Below are 26438 nucleotides of genomic sequence, written 5' to 3' on the forward strand. Positions count from 1 at the left end.
ATCCGCGGCTGGCCGTCAGCGCCGGAGTTGGGTGGTGATGGTGGGGTCGGTGATCTGGGTGTCCTTCGCCAGCATGAGCGCCTTGCTGAGGATGACGGCGAGCACCCGGTCTCCCTCGAACGGCAGGAAGACGTCGCCGGTGCCGGTGCCGACCGTCTGCTTCGGCACGATGCAGAGATATTGGTCGTTCGGGCTCATCAGGATGTTGCCCGAGCCGAGGTGGATCTTGTAGGTGCGGAGGTCGCCCCGGACCACGAGGAACCGGCCCTCGACCTTCGCCCGCTGTGCGATGGCCAGCCGGGGGACGAGGCGTTCGAGCATCTCCCGGCGGGTCTGGGCGGTGCCGCTGAGCTCGCCGAAGCTGTAGGACGCCCAGTATTCCCGGAACCGCCCGCCGGGACCGCCGTCCTGCCAGCTCGGGTCGTTGCCGACGCTTGCGACCCCGACGAAGAGGTCGACGTCGCGGAGAATCTCGCTGAGCACCAGCGGCGGGACCTCGGCCAGCGGCAGCGGTTCGGTCGGTTGGGCCTCATGCGACACCCACTGCTCGTAGCCGCCACCACCGGCGTGCGCGTAGTGCTCCGGTGCGGTGATCGGATAGAACCGGACCTGGTCGGTGGCGATCCGCAGGTACGCCCCCGAATCGGTGGTGTCGACCTCCCACTCGTCACCGATGCCCTCGATCCAGAACTCCGCACGCAGCCCCCACTGTGGCAGCTCGCGGGTGGCCGGCTCGTACATGTCGTCGACCATCATCCGCAGCTTGTTGCGCCAGCCCCGGACGGCGGCCAGGGCGTGGAACTGGTGCTGGCGCAGCACGTGTGCGGCGTACCGGTTGGAGTAGACCCGGGTGTTCTCCTCGGCGGCGGTCAGCAGGTAGACCTCGCGGTGTGCCTGCTTGAACGGCTGGGTGATGCGGTGGGCCTCCAGCCAGGCGCGCCAGGCGAGCACCTCGGTCACCTCGCGACCGATCGGGTGCCACAGCCGGACCGTCTCGCCGGCCACGATCTCCTTCCCCTCGTGGGTGCGCAGCGCGCCGTCGGCGTAGCCGCAGGGCACGTCGTCGACGAGCCAGATCAGCCGGCGGGCCAGCGTGCCGACCAGGGGGTGGTCGAGGTAGCGGGCGCGCCAGGCGTCGAATGGCCAGACCCGCTGGGCGAGGAGTTGCCGGTCGAGGCGTTCCGCCTGGGCGGAGAGCATCTTCTCGATGTCCTTGACGGCGGCCCTGAAGTCGGCGAGTTCCTCCGGGTGGGCGGATCGCACCGAGGCCGGTACCGACTTGACGACCTTTCCGGCGCCGTTGCGCCAGGTGACGGTGACCGCCCCGGAGGTGGCGTCCAGGGTCGCCGAGGCGTCACCGAAGTGTTCGACCCGGCTGCCCACCTCGGTCAGCCCGTACGTCGGCACGGCGAGTTCCTCGACCTCGTCCCGGCTCAGGCCCAGCGCGGTGGCCCGGGCGTCGAGCGCCGCGTTCAGCTCCTTGAGCGTGCCCTTGTAGGTGACCCGGGCGGCGAGCCGGGCGATCTGGGCGAGCGCCTCCTCGGTCGGGATCCGCGACAGCGCGTGCACCGCCGCGTTGGCGATCTTCGGGCTGCGTGGGCCGAGCCCGGCGGCCTTGCGCAGTGACGTCTCGACGAGCGCGCCGAGCAGCCGCGCGGTCTCGGGCTCGGCGGGCAGGAAGGAGACCAACCAGACCAGTCCGCGCAGCGGCGTGGCGTTGAACTGGTCGAACGCCTCGTTGACGTCGTGCTCCCACTGGCCACGGTTGAGCCGGAGCGTGCGGGGCTGGCCGACCAGCGAGAGCCAGCTCCGCAGCAGGTCACCGGGCTCGGTCAACCCGTCGAGGAGTCCGCGCCCGGTCGCCTCCCACTTCTGGCTCGGTTTGGCGCTGGTCGCGGTCGCCGCGTGCCGGAACAGCGCGTGCCAGCGACCGGCCTGTTCCGGGCCGAGCGACGCGAGGTCGGCGAGCGCGCGGTCGGCCCACGCCTCACCCGGGTTGAGCGGGGGTGCGTCGAGCGTGTCCAGGAACGGCTTGAGCTGGTCGGCCGCGCCCCAGTAGCCGTACGCGACGGTCCGGCGCATCATGGCGACGACCTCCGGTGCCAGCGGCCGGCCGGCTTCGCGCAGGAGGGCGGCCATCATCCACAGCTGCTGCGCGCCGAAGTAGCTGGTGTGCCGGGCGGCGAAGGCGAGCGCGACGGCGGCCGAGTCGGGGCTGTCGATCCTGGTGTAGGGCTTGACCAGGATCTTCAACAACTCGTTCGTGACCCGGCGCTGCTCGGCCCCGGTGACCAGGCAGCCGCGGTCGAGGATCGCCATCAGCAGGTCGGGCCTGCGTTCGGCGGTGACGAGTCCGAGCGCGTCGGTCACGTGCCGGCTCTCCGGACCCCAGTGGCCGGTGTAGCCGGCGGTGTAGGCCATCGTCTCGTCGGCGAGGCCCTCGACGTCACCGCGCCGGGCCAGCTCCGCCATCCGTTCGCCGAATTCGGGACGGAGCAGCGGTGTCGGCATCAGCCACCGACCAGCGGTACGAGCTTGAGGAAGGTGATCCGCGTCCCCCGGGCCAGCTCCACCACCGCCTCCAGCTCGTCGACCTGCCGGTCGTCGACCAGGACGATGAAACCGTTGCGGGAGAACGCCTCCAGGGCAAGGTCGGCCTGCTCGCCCGGGTCGATCCGGCGCGGCTGCCGCAGCTTGAAGCCGTTGAGCGTGCGCTCGGTGTCGGTCGGCTGCACCAACCCGCGGAAGACGTCGCCGCCCTTCGCGTTGTGCTCGGCGACCTCCTGGAAGACCCGGCGGCGGATCACCTCCCGCAGCGGCAGGCGCTCCTCGAAGATCTCCAGGTGCCATGCGGTGCTGCGCTCGCCCGCGGTCGTCTCGTCGACGAAACTCACCATCGCCATGGCGACGCAGTTTAGGGGAGCCCACCGACAGGCCGTCCGCTGTGGAGCCTCGGCGGGGAACGGTCAGGAGAGCACGTTCGGCGGCGGGACGAGCCGGCGGAAGGACTCGGCCGCCCGGGCGATCTCCACCCGGGCGTCGGCCAGCACCGGTTCGCCGTGACCGGGCAGCAGCACGTCGACCGGATGCGCGGCGAGTGCGATCACCGTCTCGGCGTACCTGTCGAGCCGGCAGTCGTGGATCGCCTGCATGCTCACCCGCCCGCCGGCGAAGAGGCAGTCGCCGCTGAACAGGATGGTGCGGCCGGCGCGACGCAGCATCACCACGAGGTGGCCGTCGCAGTGGCCGGGTGCGGCGACGATCCGGATGTCGAGGTCGCCCGCCTCGACGGTGTCGCCGTCGGCCAGCACCCGGTGCACAGCGGCCGGTGCGAGCCGGTAGTCGGTCGGGTAGACCCCGGCCGAGCGGGCCACCGCCAACGAGGTGCGTGACTCGTCGGCGGTGGCCAGGGCCGCCGCGGTTTCGGCGCTGGCCAGCAGGGGCAGCCCGGCGGCCGCAGCGGCGGCGGCCCCACCGGCGTGGTCGGCGTGGTAGTGCGTCACGACCGCGCCGGTCAGCGCGGCCGGGTCGCAGACCTCGGCGACCGCGGCCAGCCACGCCCGCGCCCCCAGGCCGGTCCCGGTGTCGACGAGTACGCCGCCCACGCCGTCCCAGATCAGGTAGCAGTGGCAGTCGTGCGGGTCGGTCAGCGCGTCGGGGTTACTGCCGCTGCCGACCAGCCAGACGGAGTCGACCAGGGGGACGGCACCCATCGGCTCAGCCCGCCTGCCCCGGGTCACGGCGTACGGCCACCACGTCGACCTCGATCAGGATCCCGGCGAGCGTGCTGCCGACGGTGGTCCGTACCGGGTAGGGCGGCTGGAAGCGGCGGGCGTACACCTCGTTGTATGCGGCGAAGTCGCGGTCGAGGTGTTGCAGGTGCACGGTGGCCTTCACGACGTCGCCCAGGCCGAGCCCGACGGTGCGCAGCGCGCCCTCGACGTTGTCGAGCACCTGCTCGGTCTGCGCGGTGATCCCCTCCGGGAGCAGCCCGGTGGCCGGGTCCTGCGGCCCGAAGCCGGCCGTCCAGACCAGCGTCCCCGCGTCGATGACGTGACTGTACGGTCCGGCCGGTTTGGGGAGGTCAGGGCTGGTATGGGCGGTCCAGGTCACTTGTGGGTCTCCCTCGGTTCGTTGCTGGGGCGGTGCAGGTCGGACATGACCTCGTAGCGGTCGTGGCGGTAGCGGGAACGGGAACGCTGGGCCGGGCGGCGGTTGGTGTCGTAGAAGACATCGACGATCTCCAGCGCGGGGGCGTGTTCCGGCAGGCCGAGCAGTTGCGCGTCGCGGGACGGAGCGGGGACCGCGCGTACCCGTCGGCGGGCTGCCGCGACCACCACGCCCGCGTTCGCCAGCACCTCGTGCAGCGACCCCTCCAGTTCGGCGCCCTCCAGGATGCGCTGGAACCGGGCCGGCAGGTGGGCGTCCTCCAGGCACATGGGCTCGTCGTCGGCGAAGCGCAGCCGCTCCAGCCGGATGACCGGGCTGTCGACCTCGACCCCGAGATCGACGGCGACCTCGGGGGAGGCGGCGACCTCCTCGATCGCCACGAGTCGGCTGCTCGGCCGCAACCCCCGGGACCGCATGTCCTCGGTGAAGGAGGAGAGGTTCGGGCCCATCGCCACGGTGGGCCGGCGGACGAACGTGCCGAGGCCGGGGACGCGTTCCACCCGTCCGTCGGTGGCCAATGCGTCGAGCGCCTGCCGGACCGTCATCCGGCTGACCTCGAAGCGCACGGCGAGATCCTTCTCCGAGGGCAGCCGGGACCCGACCGGCAGGTTCCGGCACTGCTCGCGGAGCGCGTTCGTGATCGCGACGTGTTTCGGCGTTGACATGAGGTGAGCATCCCGTATCTCCGGCTGGCGGCCGTACCCGGCCAGGTCCGGTCCAGACCGGTTGCTCCTTCACCCTTGACTGGTCTAGACCGCGTCGGTATGGTCCGGAACATTATTCCAACACCGCTCGGTCCGTCTAGTCCGCAGCCTCGTCGTCAGCCGCACGGGAAGTCGTGACGATCTCGAAGCTCGCGGGAAACCTGAAGGCCGTGAGAGGAGCACCAGCTCATGAGGTACGGGAAGGCCAAGCGGCTCACCGCTGTGGCGGTGGCCGCGGTGGTCGGCCTCTCGGTCGCCGCGTGCGGCGGCTCGAGTGGGCCAGCCGGTGACGACGACAAGATGCTGACCCTGTGGCACATGGAGCAGCCACCGAACCGGGTCGAGGGGTTCCAGAAGCTGATCGACAGCTACAACGCGACGAACCCCGAATACAAGGTCCAGGCGCAGGTCCAGGACTGGAACCAGATCTACACCAAGATCTCGGGCGCGGTGCAGTCCAAGACGCAGCCCGACATTCTCTTCACCATCCCCGACTTCACCACCTACGTCCGCCCGCTCGGCTCGGTTCGGCCGGTGACCTCGCTGGTGGAGGAGCTCGACAAGACGCACACCTTCGGCGAGGCGGCGAAGGCGCCGTACCGCGACGACAACGAGTACTGGGCCGTCCCGCTCTTCGGCATGGTGCAGATGCTCTGGTACCGCAAGGACCTGCTCGCCAAGGCCGGCATCAACGAGCCGCCGAAGACCGCCACCGAGCTGCTGGAGGCCGCCCAGAAGCTCACCCAGGGCGACCAGAAGGGGATCGCGCTGCCGGCCGGCAAGAACCTCGCCACCGACCAGGTGCTCTACAGCCTGATGCTGACCGGCGGGGCCGGGAACTTCTTCACCCCCAACGGTGAGATCAACTTCAACACCCCGGAGACCGTCCGGGCCCTCACCCTCTACCGGGACCTGCTCAAGCAGTCGCCCTCGGACAGCGGCAACTACTCCTGGGGCGAGCCGCAGGCGGCGTTCAACAGCGGCGCGGCGGCGATGGCGATCGAGAAGGGGCAGTACCTCGCCCCGTTCGAGGCCGAGTCCGGCCGTCCGGCGAGCGACCTGGGCTGCGCCCCGATCCCGGTGGCGGACGGCGGCAAGCCGGGCAGCATCTACTACTCCAACGCCGCCATGGTGATGTCCGACGACGACGCCAAGGCCGCCGGAGCGGAGGCGTTCCTGAAGTTCGTCCTCCAGCCGGAGAACTACGGCACCCTGCTCAACTCCGAGCCGGGCCTGTTCCTGCCGCTCACCGCCGACGGCGCCACCGCCGAGTCCTGGACCAGCAACGAGGTCATCAAGAAGTACCAGGGCTGTGTCGACGCCATGCTCGAGCAGTCGAAGACCGGCGCGCTGTTCGGCTTCGTCGACGGGCAGTACGTCGACTCCGTCGGCAAGATCTCGGGACAGAACATCCTGGCCCAGGTCGTGCAGCGGATGTACAGCAGCGGCGAGTCGCCGGAGGCGGCGGCCAAGTGGGGTGACGAGCAGATGCGTACGGCGGTTGCCAAGTGAGCAGCCGCAACGCGGTACCGGGTACCGGGGAGATCATCCCCGGTACCCGGGCGGCCGGGCGGCCGGGAGCGGCCGCCCGCCGTCGCCGGCCCTGGCACACGCACCTGCTCGGGTACGGCCTCGTCGCGCCTCTGGTGCTGGTGATGCTCGGCGTGATCGGGTACCCGCTGGTGAACACCGTGCTGCTCAGCCTCCAGGACCAGGGTGTCGTCGGCAGCAGCTCGAACTTCGTCGGCCTCGACAACTACACCGAGGCGCTCTCCGACGGCGCGTTCTGGGCCTCGATCGGCCGCTCCGGGATCTGGCTGTTCGGCAACCTCCTGGTGCAGACCCTCATCGCCTTCGGCACCGCGCTGCTGATCGGCCACTCGGGTCGCTGGGCGCGGGCCTCCCGGACCTGGGTGCTGATCCCCTGGGTGATCCCCACGGTCGCGGTCGCGGTCATCTGGCAGTGGCTCAGCAACAGCAACTACGGCATCGTGCCGAAGCTCGCCGCCGCGATCGGCATCGACGGGCTGGGCAGCCCGTTCGGGAACAGTGCCCTGGCGATGCCAGCGCTGATCCTGATGAACAGCTGGCACTGGTTCCCGCTCGGCGCGGTCGTCATCTTCGGCGCGCTGCGGACCATTCCCCCCGAGATCTACGAGGCCGCCCGGGTGGACGGCGCCGACGCCTGGCGTACGTTCTGGCGGATCACCTTTCCGCTGCTCCAGCCGGTGCTCTTCGCGCTCGGCCTGGTCGGGTCGCTCTGGTCGTTCAACATCGTCGACTCGATCTACCTGGTCACCAAGGGCGGACCCGCCGACGCGTCCACGACGGCCCCGGTCTTCATCTACAACAAGGCGTTCAACCAGTTCCAGGCGAGCGACGCCGCCGCCGTCAGCATGATCACCATCATCCTGCTGGCCGCCCTCGCGTTCTTCTACATCCGTGTCGCGAAGCCGAAGGAGGACTCGTGACAACCCGGCCGCCCGTGATGTCCCGGCTTTCCTGGGCGCGGCTGCCGCGCCTGGTCACCTGGACCGTGCTCACCGCCATCGTGCTCGGCCCGCTCTACTGGATCACGATCTCGGCGTTCAAGGACCGTGAGGAGATCCTGCGGACGTCGCCGACGCTGTTCCCGGCGAACCCGACCCTGGACAACTTCCGGCAGCTCTTCACCGCGACGGACTACCCGAGCTATCTCACCAACAGCTTCGTGATCGCGTTGTCCACCGCCTTCTTCACCGTGCTGGTGTCGTTCGCGGCGGCGTACGGGCTGTACCGGTTGCGCATTCCGGGCGGCAACAAGGTGGCCGGCGCGATCCTGGTGGCGTACATGATTCCGGGGACACTGCTGCTGGTGCCGCTCTACCAGGCGTTCGCCTCGGTGCAGCTGATCGACACCAGGAACGCGCTGGTGATCGTGAACGTCGCCTTCACCGCACCGTTCTGCACCTGGCTGCTGCGCGGCTTCTTCTTCGCGATCCCCCGGGACATCGACGAGGCCGCCGCCGTCGACGGGGCCGGCCCGGTCCGGATGATGCTGCGGATCGTCCTGCCGCTGCTCGCCCCGGGCATCTCCACGGTCGCCGTCTACTCCTTCGTCTTCTCCTGGACCGAGTTCGTGTTCGCCTCGCAGCTCATCGTCAGCGACCAGCTCAAGACCCTGCCCATCGGGCTCAGCGCGATCATGGGCCAGTACACAGTGAACTGGGGGCTGCTGATGGCCGGTACGGTCTGCACGGTCATTCCCGCCATCGTTCCGTTCCTCTTCGCCGGCCGGTACTTCGTCGGCGGCCTCACCGCGGGAGCGGTCAAGTGAGCGGCGCGGTGCCCGCCGACCGCGTGGCCTCGTCGGCCCGGGACGTGACCGCCGCCGGGTACGCGGCCCGGGTGCAGGAGGTCCTCGGCCGCGCCCTGACCGAGGAGCTGCCGGCGGTGCGGCGGGCGGCGGAACTCGTCGCCCGGTCGTTCGCCGCCAAGGGCCTCTTCTACGTCTTCGGCAGCGGCCACTCGCACATCTTCGGCGAGGAGGCGTTCTACCGGGCCGGCGGTGCGGTGCGGGTCTGCCCGATCCTGCGGCCGGCGCACATGCTGCACGAGGGCGCGGTACGCAGCACCGTGCTGGAACGGGAGGCCGGCCACGCCGAAGCGGTGCTGGCGGGGTACCGGCTCGACGGCGACCGCGACGTCCTGCTGGTCGCCTCCAACTCGGGCGCGAACCCGCTGCCGGTCGAGGTCGCCCAAGCCGCCAAGGCGCGCGGCGTGCCGCTGATCGCGATCACCTCCCGGCGGTACGCCTCGGCGATCTCCCGGCCCGGTCCACGACTGCACGACATCGCCGACGTGGTCGTCGACAACCACTGCCCGCCCGGCGACGCGCTCGTCGAGCTGGGCCCCGGGCTGCCGTCCGCCGGGCCGTCGTCGAGTGTGGTCGGTCTCGCCCTGCTCGACGCGATCATCGTCGAGGCACTCGGCATCCAGATCCGGCGCGGCGAGACACCTGAGGTGTTCATGAGCGCGAACATGCCCGGCGCCGCCGAGCACAACACCGAGGCGACGCGGCGGATCTCCGACCTCGTCCCACACCTGTAGCCCGTCGCACATCCGAGGAAGGGAAGACATCCGGTGAAGATCAGTTTTGAGGTCTGGCCGAACATGCCCTGGGGCCGACTGGAGGCTGCCGGCCCGGCCTGGAACTCCTGGGGGGACAAGCCGGCGACCTGGTGCGTGGAGCAGACCGCGAAGTACGGCTACGACGGCGTCGACTTCATCTTCGCCAAGCTGCTGGAGGCGCCGAAGGCCGAGTACGACCAGCAGTTGCGGGACGTCCGCGCCACGGCGGAACGGGTCGGCATCGACATCGGCTACCTCGGCCACCACACCACGTTCGTCAGCCCCCGGGAGTTCGACCGGGAGCGCGGCATCGAGTCGTTCAAGAAGGCGCTCGACGCGGCGGCCGTACTCGGCGCGAAGTCGGTCTGCACGCTGATCGGCGACGGCTACTACGACCCGCCGCTCAACGTGCTGCTCAGTCGCAAGGACGCCTGGCGGCAGTGCCGGGAGGCGATCACCGAGGTGGCCGCGCACGCCTCGACGCTCGGCCTCAACGTCAGCATCGAGCTGTTGCAGGGCACCATCCTCAACCGGGTCGAGCTGATCGAGCGGATGTTCGACGAGGTCGGTGCGAGCAACCTGCGGATGACTATGGACACCGGCGCCTTCTACGTCGCCGTGAAGCCGTTCATGAACGTCAAGCAGGCGATCAAGCGGCTCGGCCCGTACATCGACATCGTGCAGATCAAGGACGAGGTCGGGCTGCCGACGATCGTGCACTGCAACCACATCTGGTTCGGCGGCGGGCTCGTCGACTTCCGGGAGACGTACGAGGCGCTCGCGGAGATCAACTTCGACGGGTACGTGAGCGTCGAGTGGGAGGGCTGGCAGGTCGGCGGCAACATCGGCGTCGGCGAACCGGCCGGGGTGGGACTCGCCGACTTCGACCGGGTCGCGGAGGAGTCCCTGGAATACCTGATGGAGTTCGGCTTCGTCCCCCGGCGCAGCCGTTGACCGGCGCCGTACCGGGCAACGCCCTGCTGGTCGGCATCGACCTCGGTACCACCGGGGTGAAGGCGGTGGTGGTCGACGCCGCGACCGGCGCGACGGCGGCCCGGTCCTACCGGGACTACCCGTCGGACACCGGCCGACCCGGCCGGCACGAGCAGGACCCGGACGACTGGTGGCGGGCGGCCTCCGGTGCTGTCCGGGAGGCGCTCGCCGACCTCGACCCGGGCGCGGTGGCCGGGGTCGGGTTGAGCGGCCACATGCACGCGGTGGCGCTCTTCGACGACCGGGACCGGCCGGTCCGGCCGGCGATGACCTGGGCGGACCGGCGGGCCGTCGCCGAGGTACGGGCGCTGCGCGAGCGCGGCGACCTCTTCGGCGAGTTGACCGGCAACCCGGTGGTCGAGGCGTTCAGCGCCCCGAAGCTGGCCTGGCTGGTCCGGCACGAACCCGAGGCGGTACGCCGGGCCGTCCGGCTGGTCCAGCCAAAGGACGTGCTGCGGCACCACCTCACCGGCGACTGGGGCACCGACCCCACCGACGCGGCCGGCACCCTGCTCTACGACGTCGTCAGCCGACGGTGGGAGCCCCGGCTCTGGGCCTGCTGCGGGGCCGACGAGCGGCTGGCGCCCCGGGTGCAGGGCTCGGCGGAGATCGTCGGAGTCGTCCGGCCCGAGGCGGCAGAGGTGACCGGGCTGCCCCCCGGTACCCCGGTGGTGGCCGGCGGCGGTGACGTCTCCTGCGCCGCGCTCGGCGCCGGGGCGGTCGCCGACGGCCGGGTCTACGTCAACGTCGGCACCGCCGCCCAGATCGTCACCCCGGTGGCCGAGCCGAGGGCCGGTGTCGACCGGTTCGTCTTCGCCCGGGCCGGCGAGGACGGCTTCCTCGGCATGGTCTCCTCGTACGCGGCCGGGCTGGCGATCCGCTGGGCCGAGCGGAACCTGCTCGGCGGCGGCGCCCCGGAGGTGCCGGACGGTACGGCTGACCGGCTGGCCCGGGGGAGCCGCCCCGGTGCCGGCGGACTCACCTTCCTGCCGTACCTGCTCGGCGCCAGCGCCCCGATCCACGATCCGGCGGTCCGGGGCGCGCTGCTCGGCGCCGCACCGGAACACGGAACCGCCGACGTCGCCCGGGCCGTGCTGGAGGGCGTCGCGTATGCCTGCGCGGCGGCCGTCGAGCAACTCCTCGACGGCGCCGGTGCGGCGACCGAGATCCGGGTCGGCGGCGGGGTGACCCGCTCGCAGGTCTGGTGCGAGGCGTTCGCCGCCGCCTGCGCCGCACCGGTGCGGCGGCTGCGCCAGGACGCCTCGCCGCGCGGCGCCGTCGCGCTGGCCGGGATCGGCGCCGGGATCTGGCCGGACGTCGCCGCCGCCTGCGAGGTGCTCGACGACAGCGAGCCGCTGACCGCCCCGGACGAACACCGGGCCGAATACCGGCGGGCCCGGCACCGCTACACCGCCGCCTCGGCGGCCGTCGCCGAACTGCACCGCGATCCGGCCCTGGCCGGTGGTGCCGGATGATCGGGCGGATCGACCCGGACGCGGTGCTGGCGGAGGCCGCCCGGCTGATCGCGGTCGAGGGGCACCAGGACCATCCCGGACACGAGCGGGGGGTCGCCGACTACCTCGCCGACCGGCTGCGCGGCTGCGGCGCCGAGGTGGAGCTGCAACCGGTGCAGGACGGCCGGGCGAACGTGATCGCCCGGGTATGCGGCAGCCGGCCCGGCCCGACCCTGATGCTCAACGCACACCTGGACACCGTGCCGCCGTACGGCATGCCGGACGCCCTGCTGCCCAGGGTCGCCGAAGGTCGGCTCTGGGGCCGGGGCGCCGTCGACATGAAGGGCGCGCTCGCGGCGATGATCGCCGTCGTCGAACTGCTCGCCGCCCCGGACGTCACCTTCGACGGTGAACTGCTGCTGACCGGGGTGGCCGGGGAGGAGAACGGCAGCCCCGGTATGCGGGCACTCGTCGAGGCCGGCGTACGCGCCGACTTCGCGATCGTGGGCGAGCCGACGATGCTGCGGGTCGGCCGGGCACACAAGGGTGCGATGTGGGCGGAGGCGACGTTCCGTGGTGTCGCCACCCACGGCAGCGTCCCGCAGGACGGGGTGAACGCGGTCTACCACGCGGCCCGGTTCATCGCGGCGGTCGAGCGGGAGCTGGTACCCCGGCTCGACCGGCGCCGGCACACGCTGCTCGGACCCGCCACCGTCAACGTCGGGGTGGTGGCCGGTGGCGACCGCCCGCCGATGGTCCCCGCCTGCTGCGTCGTGCAACTCGACAGGCGCTGGCTGCCGTCGGAACGCCACGACGAGGTGCTCGCCGAGCTGCGCGAGATCGTGGCCGAGCTGCACCGGGCGGACTCCCGGGTGGACGCGACGGTCGAGGAGATGGCCGGTACGTCGACCTTCGTGCACGCCCCACTGGACTGCCCGCCCGACGACCCGTACCTGCGGATGCTCTGCGCCGTCGCCGCCGACCCGGAACCGGTCGGGTTGCAGTTCTGGACCGATGCCGCACTGCTCGCCGCCACCGGCACCCCGGCGGCGGTCTGCGGACCGGGCGACATCGCCCAGGCGCACTCCCTCGCCGAGTGGGTGCTGGTCGACCAGTTGCGGGGCGCTGCCGAGGTCTACTGTGCTATGGCGCAGCGGATGCTGTCGGTGCGCCCGCTGGAGACCGACGCCGGGATGAGGGCATGACGATGGTCAACAACGAGCGGAAGCCCGACGGCCTGCGGGCGGTCGAGCGGACGATGGCGGTGCTTCTGGCGCTGGCGGAGAGCCCTTCGGGGGCGTCGCTCACCGAACTCGTCAAGGCCACCGAGATCCCGGCCACCACCCTGCACCGGATGCTCGGTGTGCTGCGCGGCACCGCGCTGGTCCGGGAGACGGCAGACGGCCGGTACGCGCTGGCCGCCGGCACGATGACGCTGGCCCGCTCCTATCTGGACGGGCTCGACCTGCGGCAGGAGGCGCTGGGGGTGATGCGGCCGCTCTCGGCGCTGACGGGGGAGACCTGCCACCTCGGCGTACTCGCCATGGTGCACGTCGTCTACATCGAGAAGATCGACAGCCCGTCCCGGGTCCGGATGCACAGCCGGGTCGGCCAGACCAACCCGGCGCTGACCACCGCGATCGGCCGGGCCATCCTCGCGCACTCCCCGGCACACGTGGTCGACGAGGTGGTCGACGCGCACCGGCGGCTCTTCGGCGAACGGTCGGACCGGGCCGAGATCGAGGCGCTGCTGGCCGGGGTACGCGCGGACGGCTACGCCCGGGACATCCAGGAGAGCGAACTCGGCGTCTGCTGCGTCGCGGCCCCGGTCTTCGACCACACCGGCCACGTCGTCGCCGGGCTGAGCATCTCGGCCCCGGCGACCCGGTTCGACGCCGGCTCCGCCGGCCGGCTCGGCCCGCAGGTCCGGGCGGCGGCGGCCGACCTCTCCGGCCAGCTCGGCTGGCCGGGTGCGCCGGCCCGCGACACCGCCGACCGACAGGCCGACCCGGTCGACCGGACCCCGCAGCCGCGCCCGGCACCGGCACAGCCGCCGTCCGCACCGCTGGCGGCGCCATGAGGGACTTCACCGTCTCGTGTCTCCGGTGTCACCGGAGCACCGACTTTCCCGCCTACCGCTGCCCGGCCTGCGGATCCCCGCTGGTGCTGGAGCTGGCCCCGGTCACCGCCGCCGCCTGCCGGCCCGGATCCGGGAGCGGCCTGTGGCGGTACGCCGGAATGCTGCCCCGGGTCGGGCACGCAGTCACCCTCGGCGAGGCGGCGACGCCCCTGCTGCCGTTGCGACTCGACGGTCTCGACGCGCACGCCAAGGGTCTCGACGCGCACGTGAAACTCGAGTCGCTGAACCCGTCGCTCTCGTTCAAGGACCGGGCGATGGCGCTGGCCGCCTCCGCCGCGCTGGACCGGGGACTGGACGGTCTCGTCCTCGCCTCCACCGGCAACGCCGCCGTCTCGGCCGCCAGCTATGCGGCGGCGGCGGGACTGCGCTGCCGGGTCTTCTGCGCCACCGGCTCGAACGCGGGGGCGAAGGTGCAGACCGCCCGGGCGCACGGTGCGGAGGTGGAGTTGGTCGACGGCCACTACAGCGACGCGTACGCCGCCGCGACCCACGCCGAGCAGGAGGGCTGGCTCAACGTCACCACCACGTACCGGAACCCGCTGCTGACCGACGCGTACCGGCCGATCGCGGCCGAACTCGTCGAGGATCTCGGCGGCGTACCCGAGGTGGTGGTCGTACCGGTCGGGGCCGGTCCGCTGCTGCGCGGCATCTGGCTCGGCTTTACCGACCTGCGGGACGCGGGCCTGACGGCCAGCCTGCCCCGGATGGTCGGGGTGCAGGCCGAGGCGTGTGCGCCGCTGGTCCGGGCCTGGGGGTCGGCGGACTGGGAGTCGTCGCTGCGCGAGCCGCTCGCGGTGGCCCCGACCGCCGCGACCGCGATCGCCGACGCGCTGCGCGGCTACGAGGACGAGGGCCTGCTCACCCTGGCCGCCGTCCGGGACAGTGGCGGCGCCCTCGTCGCCGTCGACGAGTCGGCGATCGCCGGGGCGGGTCGCGCGCTGGCCCGCCGAGGGTTGTTCGTCGAGCCGGCGGCGGCTGCCGCCGTGGCGGCCCTGCAAAACTCTGCGGTGGCGGCCCTGGACAGCCCTGGCGCAGCGGTCCCGGACGGCTCCGGGGCAGCGGCAGCTTTGCACAGCGCCGGGGTGCCGGCGGGGTCGCGTGCCGTTGCCGTGCTCACCGGGCACGGTGCGAAGGAGCCCTCCACCCTCGGCCTGCTCGCCGACCCACCCGAACCGTCCACAAGCGTCCCCGGGAGGAACCCATGACCGGACCGACAGTCGCCATCGCCGGAGTGGGCCGGTTCGGCGCCCTGCACGCCCGCGTCTGGGCCGAGGCCGGCGCCCGGATCGTCGGCTTGGTGGACCCGGACGCCGACCGGCTCGCCGAGGTGGCCCGGGCGCACCGCGTCGAGGAGACGGCCAGCGACCTGGCCGCACTGCTCGACCGGGTCCGTCCGGACATCGTGGTGATCGCCTCCGACGAGGCGTCACACGTCGGACTGGCGGTGACCGCGCTGGAGGCGGGCAGCCACGTCTTCGTCGAGAAGCCGCTGGCCCTGTCGAGCGCCGACGCGTGGCGGGTCGCCGACACCGCCGCCGCGCACCAGCGGCAGGTGGTGGTCGGGCACATCTCCCGGTTCACCGCGCCGATGGCCCGGATGCGGGCCGGCATCCAACGGGGCGCGGTCGGCACCCCGTGCGCGCTGCGGCTGCGCCGGGACTTCAGCCGCGACTGGTTCCTCAGCTTCGGTGACCGGGTGCACCCGGTCTGGGAGTCCTGCATCCACGACATCGACCTGGCGATCTCGTTCGCCGGCACCCAGGTACGCCGGGTGACGTCGATGTGCAGCGGCGCCGCCGGTGACGCCGCGCCGAGCGTGGTCAGCGCCCTGCTGGAGTTCGACAACGGGGTGATCGCGACGGTGGAGTCCGCCTGGCTGGTGCCGGCGACCGCACCCGGCACCCTGGACGACGGCCCGTTGAGCCTGGACGGCGCCATCGTCGGCGAGGTCGAGGTGCTGGGAATGGCGGGCATCCTCAAGCAGCGGCTGGTCAGCGACGCGCTGGTGGAGTGGACTCCGGCCGGGGTCCAGGTGCCGGACATGTCGCTGTGGCCGGAGGAGGACGGCGTGGTCGGTGGGGCGTTGCGCCGCGAGGTCGGGTACGCCCTCGCGGTCTTCACCGGCCGGCGCGAGCCGGACGTGATGCCGATCGAGGAGGCGTGCTGGGGTGTCGCGGTGGCCGAGGCCGTCGTCGAGTCCCTGCGCACGGGCGAACCGGTGGCCCCCGCGCGGCGCTGACCTGCCCGAACGACGGCAGGGGTGGGCCTGGTGGGCCGGCGGCGCCGCGCCACTACTGTTGTCGACGTGCCCGGGTCAGCAGGTGTGCCAGCCGGGTCAGGTCCGGCACCCGCAGATCGGCGTCGACGCCGTTGAGGCCGACGGTCGTCGCGCCTGCCGCGCGTCCCGCCTCCACCCCGACGGGGGAGTCCTCGACGACGAGGCAGCGCCGCGGTGGCACGTCGAGGAGTTTGGCGGCGTGCAGGTAGCCCTGCGGGTCGGGCTTGCCGAGGTCGACGTCGTCGACGGTGACCAGCACCGGTGGGTCGATGCCGGCGCTGGCCAGCCGTGCCCTGGCCAGGCGGGTGTCGGAGCTGGTCACCACCGCCCACGGCAGTCCGAGCCGGTCCAGCGTCGCCAGCAGGTCCCGCGCGCCGTGCGCGGCGGTGACATCGGAGAGGTCGTCGTACTGCAACACCAGTTGCCGCCTGGCCGCTGCGGCGACCCGCTCGTCGTCGAGGGAGGGCAGCAGGCGCCGTACCGTGCGGTCGGCCGGGCTGCCGTGTGCGATCGCCAGGGTCGCCGTGGGATCGACGCCGTGCTCGCCCGCCCACGTTCGCCAGGCCCGCTCGACCGCGGCGTCGGAGTCCACGAGCGTGCCGTCCATGTCCAGCAGCACGGCCTGCACCATCGACAGGTCCATCGTCGACCACCCTCCCCGCCCTATATACTCGTGCTACGAGCATAAGGTGGTGGTGGACTGCCATGGCAAGCCCCGGCCGGCAGCGTGCCGACGCGGCCCGATGGCACACCGTGTCGCAGATCCTGGCCGTGCTGTCCCGGCAGCCCGGGATCACCCGAGCGGCGATGGCCCGCGAGTTGGGCCTGACCAGTGGATTCGCCACGGAGATCATCGCTCGGATGCGGGACCTTCGACTGCTCACCGAGGCGCCGGCCCCGGCCGGCGGGCGCGGCCGACCCACCACGGTGCTGCACCCACATCCCGACGGTCCGGTCGTGCTCGCCGTCGACCTGCGCCAGGGGGAGTGGCTGCACGCCGTCGTCGGGGTCGACGGGCAGTTGCACGACCTGCGGCGCGATCCGCACCAGAGTCGCCGGCCGGCGACGGTCCTCGGCGCGGTGCGCCGGACGGTGGACCGCACCCTGGTCAGGTATGGCGGCCGGCTTCGTGCGGTGTCGCTCGCCGTCGCCGCCACGATCAACGACCGGCACCTCGTGCAGTCGTCCACCCTCGGTTGGGGACCGGTCGACCTCGGCACGCTCACCAGCGGCACCTCGCTGCCGCTGCTGGTCGGCAACGACGCCACGCTCGCCGGGGTCGCGGAGGCCCGCACCGGTGCGGCGACCACCGCCGGCACCGCGCTGCACCTCATAGTCGAGGCCGGCATCGGTGGTGCGCTCACCGTCGACGGGCAACCCGTCACCGGCGCACACGGCGCGGCTGGAGAGTACGGACACCTGCCGCTCGGAGACCGCCGGCTGCGCTGCCCCTGCGGCGCACGTGGCTGCTGGGAACTCGACGTCGACGGCCGTGCCCTCGCCCGCCATCTCGGTGACCCGGCCCCGACCGATCCCCGCCGCTACGCCCGCGACGTCCTCGACCGCGCCGGCCACGACAGCCGGGCGGGGCAGGCGGTCGCCACCGTCGCGCAGGCCCTCGCCACCGGCATCGCCGGCCTGGTCAACATCCACGATCCCGACCTGATCACCCTCGGCGGTCTCGGCCCCACGATCCGAGGCGCAGCCGAGCTGACCTTTCAGAACGCCTACACCGACGGTCTCATGGCCGCGCACCGCAGCCGACCGCCGCCGATCGTCGACGCCACCCACGGGAACGACGGGCCACTGCGCGGCGCCGCGATCATCGGCCTCGACCACGCCACAGGCGAGTCGTCCCTCGCCGACTGGGCCACCGGCCGACGCGACCCGGCACCGCACTCCGCCTCCGCGCGGCCGTGAACCCACCTCCGGGGGCGAGATCCGCCAACTGTAAGAGCCGTACCCGCACCGCCGACCGGAGGAGACCGGGATCGTGACCGACGAGTTGACCCCCTACCGCATCGACGTACCCGAGGCACAGTTGGTCGACCTGCGGCGGCGACTTGTCGCGACGCGCTGGCCGGAACCCGAAACCGTGCCGGACTGGTCCCAGGGGGTGCCGCTGCGGTACCTGGGGGAGCTGTGCCGGTACTGGGCCGAGGGGTACGACTGGCGGGCCACCGAGGCACGGTTGAACGCCCTGCCGCAGTACCGGACCGTGCTCGACGGGCTCGACATCCACTTCGCGCACGTGCGCTCGCCACACCCCGAGGCACTTCCGCTGGTCCTCACCAACGGCTGGCCGGGGTCCCTCGCCGAATACCTGAAGGTGGTCGGCCCACTGACCGACCCGACCCGGTACGGCGGCGACGCGGCGGACGCCTTCCACCTCGTGCTGCCGACGTTGCCGGGATACGGGTTCAGCGCCAAGCCGACCGGCCCCGGCTGGGGCGTACAGCGCATCGCCGGTGCCTGGGCGGAGTTGATGGCCCGGCTCGGCTACCGGCGGTACGGCGCGCACGGCACGGACTGGGGCAACAGCGTCACCACCGCGATCGGCCAGCAGGATCCCGAACACGTGGTCGGGATCCATCCCGTACCGCCGATCGCCGCACCAGACCCGGCCACCTTCGACAGCCTCACCGGGGTCGAACGGGAGAGCCTCGCTGCGCTGCGCCACGCACAGGAGCGGGAATCCGGCTACTCCGCCGAGCAGTCGACCAAACCACAGACCATCGGGTACGCCCTGGTCGACTCGCCCGCCGCGCTCGCCGGCTGGATCGCCGAGAAGTTCTGGTCCTGGACCGACCACGACGGGGACCTGGAGAGCGTGATCACGAGGGACGAACTACTCGACACGGTGATGCTCTACTGGCTGCCCGCCGCCGGTGCCTCCGCCGCCCGGCTCTACTGGGAGAGTTTCGCCCAGGTCTCCGAATGGTTCACCTCGGCCACGACGGACACCGTAGGGGTGCCCACCGGCTGCTCCATCTTCCCGAAGGACGTACCCCGGTTGTCGCGTCGCTGGGCCGAACGCCGGTACACCGACATCCGGTACTGGAACGACCTGGACCGGGGTGGGCACTTTCCCGCCCTCGAACAGCCCGACGTCTTCGTCCGTGAGTTGCGGGCGTTCTTCGGGTTGGTCCGCTGAGGAACGGGCGGGACCAGCCCGCCCCGGCCGTCGCGTTCGGCGGCCGGGGCCGGTGGTCGACCGGCGGATCGCGACCGGTCAGTCGGTGGTCGGTGGAAGCTCCCTGACCACCGCGACCGGGCAGTGCGCGTGGTGCAGCAGTTGCTGGCTGATCGAGCCGAGCAGCAGCCCGGTGAAGCCGCCACGGCCACGGGAACCCACGACCACCAGCTGGGCGTCCTGGCTGGCGTCGACCATGACCTGGCCGGCCGGGCCGGTGATCATTTCGACATCCACCTGGAGCTGCGGGTACCTGCCCCGCCCGCCGGCCAGCACCTCGTCGAGTTCGGCCCGCTCGGCACCGGTCTGCTCCTCCGACTCCGCACCGGGCTGCCCGCCCTCGGAGCCCGGAGTGCAGGCCCGGACGACCCGCAGCGCGGTCTCGCGGGCGGCCGCCTGCGCGAAGGCGTACTCGAGGGCGAGTAGCGCGTAGGTGGAGCCGTCCACCCCGACGACGACGGGACCGTCCGGCCGCGCCTGGTCACCCCGTACGACGACGACCGGACAGTGCGCGTGCGCCGACACGGTGACGGTGGTGGAGCCGAGGAGGAGCCCGGCGAAGCCGCCGTGCCCACGGCTGCCGAGCACCAGCAGCCGGGCGTGCCGGGAGTGTTCCCGCAGCAGGATCGCGGCCGGGCCGTCCAGCACGGTGCCGGTGACCGTCACCCGAGGGTGGGTCTGGCGGGCGTCGAGGACCGCGGCGTCGAGCATCTTCCGCACCTCCTCCCGGACGCCCGGGTCCGGCCAGGTCGTCGCCAGCGGGGCGATCGTGCTGGCGACGGGCGGCCACTCGAACGCGAAGAGCAGCGTCACGGGCGCGTCGGTGCGGGCCGCCTCGTCGAGGGCCCAGCGGAGGGCCTCCTTGGCGCCGTCAGAACCGTCGTAGCCGACAATGATGGGGCGTACGTGCATGACTTCCTCCAACCGGACTTCCCGCTCAATTTCGCCGACCGGGCTCCTGTCACCGACCGTAACAGGGCGCGAGATCTACGGCGTAGGGCACATGGTCGGTTCGGTTGGTGACCCTGTACCCCGTACCCGCAGGTCACCCGGGCACATCCGGGCGGCAGGGGGCCGGTCGACACCGAGTTCGGGTCCTTCGGCCCTGTCCGATTCCGGCCGGTAGGTGTGTGATGGAGGGCGGATCCGTCCGGCGGACGAAACGGCGTACCCGAGCGATTGGGGAAGTCATGACGAGCACCCGCGACCTGCTGGCCGAGCAGCCGTTCCTCGACGGCCTGGCCCCGGCCTGGCTCGACCGGCTCACCGCCTACGCCCATCCGGTGTACCGCAATCGCGGCTACCGGCTCTTCGCGGCCGGGCGCGCCGCGACCCGCTTCTGGCTGCTGCGCTCCGGAGCGGTGTCACTGGACCTGCCGACACCGGGCCGGGGCGACGTGGTCATCGAGACCCTCGGCGGCGGCGACGTGCTCGGCTGGTCCTGGCTCTTCGCACCGCAGCGCTGGCAGTTCGGGGCGGTGGTGGCGGAGCCGGTCCGGGCCGTCGAGTTCGACGCGTCCGGGGTACGGCACCTGATGGCGGACGACACGACGTTCGGGTACGAACTCAACCGCCGGTTCATGGCCGTGATGCTGAACCGGCTCCAGGCCACCCGCACCCGGCTGCTCGACCTGTACGGCTACCCGGAGTACCGCGCCTCGTAGTCCGGGCCGCCGTCGCCGGTCCCGCCATTTCTCAGTCGGCCACCGCCGCACCTGCCGCGCCCGGCCCGCCGCTTCCGGCCAGCCGGGACTCGATGGCCTCGATGACCCGTGGCCGCAGCTCGGCGGCCCGGATGACGGCGTCGACGGAGCCGACCTCGACGGCGCGCTGGATGCTGTGCACCCGGTCGAACTCGGTCGCCACCTCGCCGAGCTTCTCCGCCCGGACAGCGGCCCGCAGCTCGTCGAGTTCGGCGGTGAGTGCGGCGCGATCGGCCCCGGAGGCGGCCGCGACGCGTGCCTCCAGCTCCCGCATGCGTGGATCAGCGGCGGTGCGTCGGTCGACGTCACCGGAGAAGACCACCGCGGCGGCCGGAGCGCCACCGAGCACCGAGGCGAAGGAGCCCTCCAGGGCGAGGACGGTCATCTCGGGGTTGAGCGCCTTCGAGAAGACCACGAACGCGCCGCCGTGGTACCGCGAGATCACGCAGAAGACGATCGGACCCCGGAAGTTGACGATCGCCCGGCCGATCTCGGCGCCGTACTCCAGTTGCAGCTTCCGCATCGACTCCGGCGAGCCGTCGAAGCCCGAGAGGTTGGCCAGCACCACCAGCGGCCGGTTGCCGCTGGCCGAGTTGATCGCCCGCGCGGCCTTCTTCGACGAGGCCGGGAAGAGCGTGCCGGCGGTGTAGGTGTCGGGGCCGTCGGTGGGCGGGAAACCGCGCCGTGGCACCGTGCGCGACTCGATGCCGAGCAGGCAGACCGGGATGCCGCCGAGATGCACGTCCTGCACCACCGCGGTCTCCGCGTCGGCCATCCCCGCCCAGCGCTCCAGCACCGGGTGGTCCTGGTCGGCCAGCGCCCGCATCACCGTCCTGATGTCGAACGGCTTCTTCCGGTCCGGGTTCGCCGCCGCCGAGAAGATCTCGCCGACCGTGCTGAAGTCGCTGCCGGGCATGGCGTGCGGGAAGTCGGAGATGTCGCGGTCGACCGGGTCGCTGGTCGGTACCCGCCGTGGCGTCTCCTCGCCCGGGACGACGTACGTGTGCTCGTAGTGCGACATCAGCACGTCCCGGGCGGCGGTCAGGTTCGGCGCCCAGTACTGCGCCTGCCCGTTCGGGCCCATCACCCGGTCGTAGCCGCCGATGCCGAAGTTGTCCTCGGCGGAGACACCGCCGGAGAAGTCGAGCGACTGCTTGCCGGTGAGCACCATCGCCGAGTCCGGCGTCATCACCAGGATGCCCCTGGTGTGCATGAGCATCGTCGCCTCGGCGTTCCAGTACGGCTGCGCGCCGACGTTGATGCCGGCGACCACGATGTTGATCTCACCGCCCCGCTGGGTGAACTCGACGATCCGTTTGAGCGCGGCGGCCACCCAGTCCATGTTCTCGGTGCCCGAGGTCATCGAGATCCGGGCACCGGCCGAGAGGGCGTACCACTCCAGCGGCACCCCCATCCGCTCGGCCAGATCGAGTGCCGCGATCACCCGACGGCACTCCGGCTCGGAGAGCGCACCCAGCGACTTCGTGGGGTCGCCGAGCAGCACCACCCGGGTGACCCCCTGCGGGTGACGTGCGGTCGGCGTGCTGACCACCCCGGCGACGATCGCCGCGCTGTTGCGCCCCTTCGGCCGGTCGACGGGTACCAGCGTGTGGTCGGCGTCGAGGTCGTACTCGACGAAGTCGCCGAGCAGGCCGGTCAGCTCGTACGGGTAAACGGTGTTGCGGCTGCTCGCCCGGAGTACCTTCAGCCGGTAGTCGTCCAGCGGCTCGACCGGGTCGACCGGCGGCTCCCCGATGGTCAACTCCGCGCCGCCGGTGGCGTCGAAGGAGATCCGTACGGCGATCTTGGCCAGTTCGCCCGTCCTGCGGTCACGCTGCCGGGCGATGAAGAGGATCTCCTCCAGCCCGGCACCCGCGGTCGTCGGGCGTACCCGACCGGCGATCATCTCCATCTCCTCGCGGGTGAGATCGATCGGCGGCCAGACGTAGATCACGATCCGGTTGGTGTTGAACCGGCTCTTCGACGGGCGCCGCGACTGTGCCCGGCGGATCGAGTCGAGGCAGGCGGCGACGGTGTCCTCGGTCGTCGGCAGCGCCACCAGCCGGCCGTCGTGGTCGCGCAGCTCGGTCAGATCCCGCACCTGCGCCAACGCGACGAGGCGCTGGTCGGACGGGTTCTGCCGGGCCACCGCCTGGAAGAGGTAGACCTCCTCGTCCGCCGAGGGCAGCCGGGTCAGGTCGAACTCGCGCAGCCGCTCCAACTGCATCCGCTGCGCGATGTACGGGTGCAGCCCCCGGATCAGCCGCTCCTCCGCCATCCCGGTGGTCGACGGGCGGAACGTGAAGTGGTGGTGCATCACCGCGCCGTGCCGCCCCGCCACGGTGGTGGTGAGCCGGCGGACCTGCGGCGGCAGCGGAACCGTTCCGATGACCTCGACCAGCCCCGCCGCCATCGCGTCGAAGTCCTCCGGCTGGTTCTCCCAGCCGACGTAGAGGTCGGCGTCGACCGAGTTCTCCCCACCGGCCACCTCGGCGAGCCCGCGCAGCGCGCTGCCCAGCGTGTCGAAGCGCACCGCCGCGGAGACCAGGCTCGAATCCGTCCGCCGGGCGACCACGAACGTGCAGCCCGCGACCTGTCGGGTGTCGACAGCGGTGAGCCCCTTGTTGCCGTAGTACCGCCGGGTCAGCACCTCCAGCATGACCGCGTTGTCGAGGTCGTCGCGGAGGAGCCGCTGGCCGAGCAGCCGGACCAGGGGCTCGGTGCTGCGTACCATCTCGGCGATCCGCTCGGCGCGGTCTGGCGCGTCCGGCGCGACGTCGAGGTGACGCAGGTGCTTGCGGACCCGGGCGTAGACGAGCGCGCGGTTGCGGCGCAGCAGCGGCTGGGCGAACCAGGCGAACACCACGCCCCGGGCGAGGTCGGCGACCACCGGGAAGCGGACCTGGGTCGCGGCCACCAGCCGCTCCAGCGCCAGGCCGGCCGGCTCGCGCAGCGCCTCGTCCGGCGGCGGCTCCCGCAGCCAGCTACGCAGCAGCGTCGCGACGACCGTGGCGTCGGCGGAGGCGCGCTGCTGGGCGAGGAAGATCCGGAAGACGGCGGCCTCGAGCGCGGGGGAGCGCTCTAGTTCGGTGACATCGTAGTGTTCGAGCGCCCGGGCGAGCCTGGTCTGGAACGCGGCCGGCAGTCCGGCCCGCTCGACGTCGAGGCTCTGCAGATAGGTGTGGAAGTACTCCCGGGCGCTGTGCACGTGCGCCTCGCCGCCGCCGTCCTCACCCGACGGCCGGTTGCGGCTCAGTTCGGCGAGGTTGGCGAAGACGTTCACCAGGTCGAGTTCCTCAACCAGCGGCCGGTGGCCCTCCTCGATGGCCAGTTGGCGGGTGGCGAGGTAGTCGTCGAGCACCCGGCGGTCGTCGTGCGGGTCAACGTCGAAGCCGAGCAGCAGGCCGCGCAGGTTCTCCTGGCCGTGCCGGGCACGTTGCCGGGCCGGGATCTCCCCGGGCGCGGCCGGCAGGTCCAGTTCGACGGCGGCCGTGGTGGGATCCTCGGCGGCCCCCTCGCCGAGCGGCTCCAGCCGCAGCAGCGGGGCGCCGGCCTGCACCTGGCTGCCCACGGAGACGGCACACTCCTTCAGGCGTGCCTTGAACGGCGCCCGCAGCACCGTCTCCATCTTCATGGCCTCCAGCACCAGCACCGGTGCGCCCGCCTCGACCTCGGCGCCGACCGACAGCGGTGTGGCGACGACGAGCGCGGGCATCGGGGAGCGGAGGACACCGCCCTCGTCCCGGCTGACCCGGTGCGTCACGCCGTCCACCTCGACCAGGTGGATCGGCCCGTGCGTCCCGGTGAGCAACCGGTACCGGTTGCCGTTGACGACGATCTGTCCGCTGTGCCGGTCGAAGTGGTCGAGTTCGACGTCGGCGGTGCGCACACCGCCGCCGGTCTCGATACCGACCCGGAACCGGTGCGGGCTGATCCGGGCCACCCGCAGCCGGTAGCCGACGCCACGCAGCTTGAGGTCCAGCGGCCGGCCGCTGGAGTGCTGCACCTGGGGACGCCCGCCGGACGCCGTCGCGAGCAGGCGCCGTCGCTCGGCGCGCTCCTCTTCCTCGTACGTCTCGATGGCCGCCGCCGCCAGTGCGACCGCGGAGTGCCGGTGCGCGACGAGCCGGCCGGTGCCCCGGACCCGGTCGATCCAGCCGGTGTCCGCGCTCGCGTCGATCACCTCGGGCTGGTCGAGCAGGTCGAGGACGAAACTCTTGTTCGTCGCGCCGCCCTCGATCACCACAGTGGTCTCGGCCATCGCCCGGCGCAGCCTGCCGAGCGCCTCGTCGCGGTCCCGGCCGTACGCGATGATTTTGGCGATCATCGAGTCGAAGTCGGCGGGGATGGTGTCGCCCTCGCTGACCCCGGTGTCCACCCGGATGCCCGGCCCGGCGGGCAGGTCGAGCCGGACGATCCGGCCCGGCGAGGGCGCGAAGTCGCGGTCGGGGTCCTCGGCGTTGAGCCGGGCCTCGATGGCGTGCCCGCGCTCCACCGGCGGCCCGCCCTCCAACCGTCCGCCGGAGGCGACGTGCAGTTGCGCCTTGACCAGGTCGAACCCGGTGGTGGCCTCGGTGATCGGGTGCTCGACCTGTAGCCGGGTGTTGACCTCCAGGAAGGCGAAGAGGCGGTCACCGGGGTGGTAGAGGAACTCGACGGTCGCCGCGCCCCGGTAGCCGACCGCGACGGCGAGCCGTTCGGCCGACGTCTTCAGCTCGGCGGCCTGCGCCGGGGCGAGCACCGGCGAGGAGGACTCCTCGATGACCTTCTGGTTGCGCCGCTGCACCGAACAGTCCCGCACGCCGAGCGCCCACGCGGTGCCCTGGCCGTCGGCGATCACCTGGACCTCCACGTGCCGGGCACCGGTGACCAGGCGTTCCAGGAAGACGACGCCGCTGCCGAACGCCCGCGCCGCCTCCTGGCGGGTCCGCTCGAAGGCGTCGGAGAGCTCCGCGTCGCTCGTGATCACGCGGATGCCGCGCCCGCCGCCGCCCGCGGTCGCCTTCAGCATCAGCGGGTAGCCGATCTGGGCCGCCGCCGCCAGGGCGACGTCGAGGGTCTCGACCGCGCCGCGACTCCAGGGCGCGACTGGTACGCCCACCTCCTCGGCGATCAGCTTCGCGCCGATCTTGTCGCCCAGTTGGCGCATGGCGTCGGGGTTCGGCCCGACGAAGGTGACCCCGAGCTTCTCGCACAACTCCGCGAACGCCGGATCCTCGGCGACGAAACCCCAGCCCACCCAGGCGGCGTCGGCGCCGGACCGGACGAGCGCCTGTTCGAGTACTGCCATGTCGAGGTAGGGGCGCGCGGAGGCGGGACCGAGGTAGTAGCCGAGGTCCGCCTCCCGGACGAAGGTGGCGGTACGGTCGACGTCGGTGTAGAGAGCGACGGTCTCGATCCGCGCCCCGGTCTCCGCAGCCAGCTCTCGGACCGCGTGGATGAGCCGCATCGCGGACTCACCACGGTTGACGATGGCGATACGGCTGAACACCCGACCGACCCCTCCGGTAGACCCACGATCAACTCGCCACGGGACGGCTGCCCCGGCAGTGATCACCCTGCTGCCTGGCGGCTGGCGGCGCCATGTCGTACGCACCGAACAGTACGCACCCCTGTTTGTAGGAACCTAACAAAAGCTTTTGGCTGTCTCCACCCCCGCTGGACGGCGCCGACCACCCGGTTCCGGACCGCAG

At 72.1% G+C, this 26438-nt stretch carries 21 protein-coding genes; 13 read left to right on the forward strand and 8 right to left on the reverse strand.

Features of this window, described 5'->3' with window-relative positions:
* Nucleotides 1–15: 15 nt before the first annotated feature.
* The 5 genes from CLT71_RS02295 to CLT71_RS02315 form a co-directional block, all read right to left on the reverse strand.
* Nucleotides 16–2511 (reverse strand): DUF4132 domain-containing protein, encoded by a 2496-nt coding sequence (locus CLT71_RS02295; protein ID WP_486482998.1) that lies wholly within the window; start codon nt 2509–2511, stop codon nt 16–18.
* Nucleotides 2511–2903, reverse strand: coding sequence for a hypothetical protein (locus tag CLT71_RS02300; RefSeq protein WP_101365622.1), 393 nt, complete (start codon nt 2901–2903; stop codon nt 2511–2513). The genes CLT71_RS02295 and CLT71_RS02300 overlap by 1 nt, the downstream gene beginning before the upstream one ends.
* Before the next feature lie 63 nt (nt 2904–2966).
* Complete coding sequence (locus tag CLT71_RS02305; RefSeq protein ID WP_143743338.1) at nt 2967–3713, reverse strand: MBL fold metallo-hydrolase; 747 nt, start codon at nt 3711–3713, stop codon at nt 2967–2969.
* A gap of 4 nt (nt 3714–3717) precedes the next feature.
* Nucleotides 3718–4113, reverse strand: coding sequence for a Rid family hydrolase (locus CLT71_RS02310; protein ID WP_101365624.1), 396 nt, complete (start codon nt 4111–4113; stop codon nt 3718–3720).
* Complete coding sequence (locus CLT71_RS02315; RefSeq protein WP_101365625.1) at nt 4110–4835, reverse strand: GntR family transcriptional regulator; 726 nt, start codon at nt 4833–4835, stop codon at nt 4110–4112. Before CLT71_RS02315 ends, CLT71_RS02310 begins: the two co-directional genes overlap by 4 nt.
* A gap of 228 nt (nt 4836–5063) precedes the next feature.
* On the opposite strand from CLT71_RS02315, the gene CLT71_RS02320 reads away from it, so the two are divergent.
* The 10 genes from CLT71_RS02320 to CLT71_RS02365 are packed head-to-tail and all read left to right on the forward strand — an operon-like array spanning nt 5064 to nt 15810.
* Nucleotides 5064–6386 (forward strand): ABC transporter substrate-binding protein, encoded by a 1323-nt coding sequence (locus CLT71_RS02320; protein ID WP_101365626.1) that lies wholly within the window; start codon nt 5064–5066, stop codon nt 6384–6386.
* Entirely contained in the window at nt 6383–7345 is a 963-nt protein-coding gene (locus CLT71_RS02325; protein ID WP_101365627.1) for a carbohydrate ABC transporter permease, read from the forward strand. Before CLT71_RS02320 ends, CLT71_RS02325 begins: the two co-directional genes overlap by 4 nt.
* Nucleotides 7342–8190 (forward strand): carbohydrate ABC transporter permease, encoded by an 849-nt coding sequence (locus CLT71_RS02330; RefSeq protein WP_143743339.1) that lies wholly within the window; start codon nt 7342–7344, stop codon nt 8188–8190. The genes CLT71_RS02325 and CLT71_RS02330 overlap by 4 nt, the downstream gene beginning before the upstream one ends.
* An 8-nt stretch (nt 8191–8198) precedes the next feature.
* On the forward strand, nt 8199–8963 hold the full coding sequence (locus CLT71_RS02335) for an SIS domain-containing protein (RefSeq protein ID WP_158242152.1): 765 nt from the start codon (nt 8199–8201) through the stop codon (nt 8961–8963).
* Between the two features lie 33 nt (nt 8964–8996).
* Nucleotides 8997–9938 (forward strand): sugar phosphate isomerase/epimerase family protein, encoded by a 942-nt coding sequence (locus tag CLT71_RS02340; protein WP_101365630.1) that lies wholly within the window; start codon nt 8997–8999, stop codon nt 9936–9938.
* Nucleotides 9935–11452, forward strand: a complete 1518-nt coding sequence (locus CLT71_RS02345; RefSeq protein ID WP_158242153.1) for an FGGY family carbohydrate kinase — start codon at nt 9935–9937, stop codon at nt 11450–11452. The genes CLT71_RS02340 and CLT71_RS02345 overlap by 4 nt, the downstream gene beginning before the upstream one ends.
* Nucleotides 11449–12636, forward strand: coding sequence for a M20 family metallopeptidase (locus CLT71_RS02350; RefSeq protein WP_101365632.1), 1188 nt, complete (start codon nt 11449–11451; stop codon nt 12634–12636). The genes CLT71_RS02345 and CLT71_RS02350 overlap by 4 nt, the downstream gene beginning before the upstream one ends.
* Nucleotides 12633–13511 carry an IclR family transcriptional regulator gene (locus CLT71_RS02355; protein ID WP_101365633.1) on the forward strand — a complete coding sequence of 293 codons (879 nt, stop codon included), beginning with the start codon at nt 12633–12635 and terminating at the stop codon, nt 13509–13511. Before CLT71_RS02350 ends, CLT71_RS02355 begins: the two co-directional genes overlap by 4 nt.
* Entirely contained in the window at nt 13508–14776 is a 1269-nt protein-coding gene (locus CLT71_RS02360; protein WP_101365634.1) for a pyridoxal-phosphate dependent enzyme, read from the forward strand. Before CLT71_RS02355 ends, CLT71_RS02360 begins: the two co-directional genes overlap by 4 nt.
* A complete protein-coding gene (locus tag CLT71_RS02365; protein WP_101365635.1) occupies nt 14773–15810 on the forward strand; it encodes a Gfo/Idh/MocA family protein in 1038 nt (345 codons plus the stop codon). The genes CLT71_RS02360 and CLT71_RS02365 overlap by 4 nt, the downstream gene beginning before the upstream one ends.
* Nucleotides 15811–15862: 52 nt before the next feature.
* On the opposite strand, the gene CLT71_RS02370 is transcribed toward CLT71_RS02365, so the two are convergent.
* Entirely contained in the window at nt 15863–16492 is a 630-nt protein-coding gene (locus CLT71_RS02370; RefSeq protein WP_101365636.1) for an HAD-IA family hydrolase, read from the reverse strand.
* Between the two features lie 62 nt (nt 16493–16554).
* On the opposite strand from CLT71_RS02370, the gene CLT71_RS02375 reads away from it, so the two are divergent.
* Together CLT71_RS02375 and CLT71_RS02380 are read left to right on the forward strand one after the other, a co-directional pair.
* The gene (locus CLT71_RS02375) at nt 16555–17769 is read left to right on the forward strand and encodes an ROK family transcriptional regulator (protein WP_199187483.1); all 1215 of its coding nucleotides are present in this window, start codon (nt 16555–16557) and stop codon (nt 17767–17769) included.
* A gap of 73 nt (nt 17770–17842) precedes the next feature.
* Nucleotides 17843–19003: an epoxide hydrolase family protein gene (locus CLT71_RS02380; protein WP_486482999.1), complete on the forward strand. Its 1161-nt coding sequence runs from the start codon at nt 17843–17845 to the stop codon at nt 19001–19003.
* Between the two features lie 78 nt (nt 19004–19081).
* Here CLT71_RS02380 and CLT71_RS02385 read toward each other — a convergent pair whose 3' ends face one another.
* Entirely contained in the window at nt 19082–19954 is an 873-nt protein-coding gene (locus tag CLT71_RS02385) for a universal stress protein (RefSeq protein WP_101365637.1), read from the reverse strand.
* A gap of 278 nt (nt 19955–20232) precedes the next feature.
* On the opposite strand from CLT71_RS02385, the gene CLT71_RS02390 reads away from it, so the two are divergent.
* Nucleotides 20233–20706: a cyclic nucleotide-binding domain-containing protein gene (locus tag CLT71_RS02390; protein ID WP_101365638.1), complete on the forward strand. Its 474-nt coding sequence runs from the start codon at nt 20233–20235 to the stop codon at nt 20704–20706.
* Nucleotides 20707–20737: 31 nt separating this feature from the next.
* Here the strand turns inward: CLT71_RS02390 and CLT71_RS02395 are convergent, their stop codons facing one another.
* Complete coding sequence (locus CLT71_RS02395) at nt 20738–26236, reverse strand: ATP-binding protein (protein ID WP_101365639.1); 5499 nt, start codon at nt 26234–26236, stop codon at nt 20738–20740.
* Nucleotides 26237–26438: the final 202 nt, after the last annotated feature.

This window comes from Plantactinospora sp. CNZ320 (assembly GCF_002846275.1).